The 1,057-nt window shown below is 50.6% G+C and carries 2 protein-coding genes and 1 pseudogene; all 3 read left to right on the top strand.

The window, feature by feature from the left end; translation table 11 throughout:
* Nucleotides 1-396 (top strand): annotated as a pseudogene (locus MVO87_RS04100) (ATPase); the annotation flags it as partial.
* A gap of 50 nt (nucleotides 397-446) precedes the next feature.
* Nucleotides 447-596 (top strand): hypothetical protein, encoded by a 150-nt coding sequence (locus tag MVO87_RS04095; RefSeq protein WP_297552307.1) that lies wholly within the window; start codon nucleotides 447-449, stop codon nucleotides 594-596.
* A gap of 7 nt (nucleotides 597-603) precedes the next feature.
* A complete protein-coding gene (locus MVO87_RS04090; protein ID WP_297552305.1) occupies nucleotides 604-960 on the top strand; it encodes a type II toxin-antitoxin system VapC family toxin in 357 nt (118 codons plus the stop codon).
* Nucleotides 961-1,057 lie beyond the last annotated feature (97 nt).

The following is a 1,057-nucleotide window of genomic DNA, read 5'->3' as shown; positions in this document are numbered from 1 at the left end:
CAGTATTACAAGCCTCTCCTTGATGAGATCTTTCGCAGGGACCGGGACAGGATTATCGTGGTGGAGGAGGCGCACCGCTACAATCCTTCATCGAGGAGGCCGGGGAAGGAGCTGGAACAGCTTTTCCGTGAAGGCCGTGATGGGAAGCTCTACACGGTGGCGATCACTCAGTCCATCGCGGATTTCCCGAAGCTCCTCTTCCGTCAGGCGCAGAGGCACTTCATCTTCCAGCACTACGTGCCGAACGATATCATCTACCTCAACCGGATGATTCCAGGCTTTTCTGAGCTGAATAATCAGCTTCGTGAGCATGACCTGATTGAGTTTATTCCGCCGAACAGGACGAGGATCATAAAGAGAGAACTCGTTGTGAGGAGGACGAGGCATTTCGGGTGATGGCGTTAGGGTTTTATAGTCCGCGAGAGAACTGGGAATGAGGGATATTTATGACGAAGCGTAAGGCTGAGAAGGGAGCGAAGCGTGTTGAGATTGAACCTGCCGCGCGAGACCTGGTTGAGCTTGCGAGAGAGGGGGGGATTGATTTCGATGAAATCAAAAAGCCGACGCGCTTCAAGAAGTATCGGATTAATTATTGATACGAGCGTGCTGGCCAACTGGGTGAACAGAGGCAGGAAGGATTTACTCTCAAAATATAAGGGGTCATACATCTCGGCAATCACGCTTTTTGAGTTCCTCCGAGGTATTCGCGATGACAAAAAACGCAAGAGAGCACTGAGAGATTTTAAGAGGCTGTACAAGGTAATTCACGTAGATACTACAACCGCAGTCCTGGCTTCCGAGATGTACGTTGAGCTTCAGAGGAGGGGGACTCCTCACGATGATGACGGCGATTTATTGGTCGCGGCAACGGCTCTCAAGAGAAACTTAACTGTTTTGACAGCGGATAATGGTTTCAAAAAGTTTAGAAACCTTGGAGTAGATGTGGTTCTGACGAGGTGATGGGTGTGGGAGTTTACCTCGACCGCGAGGCGCTTGAGATTTTGGACGAGGTGAGGGAGAGCCTAGCGAGACAGTTGGGAGTGAGAAAGGAGAGAAT

The organism is Thermococcus sp. (assembly GCF_027063845.1).
GTDB lineage: Archaea > Methanobacteriota_B > Thermococci > Thermococcales > Thermococcaceae > Thermococcus.
Note: the sequence above shows the minus strand (reverse complement) of the source record. Positions and strands in the feature narration are given on the sequence as shown.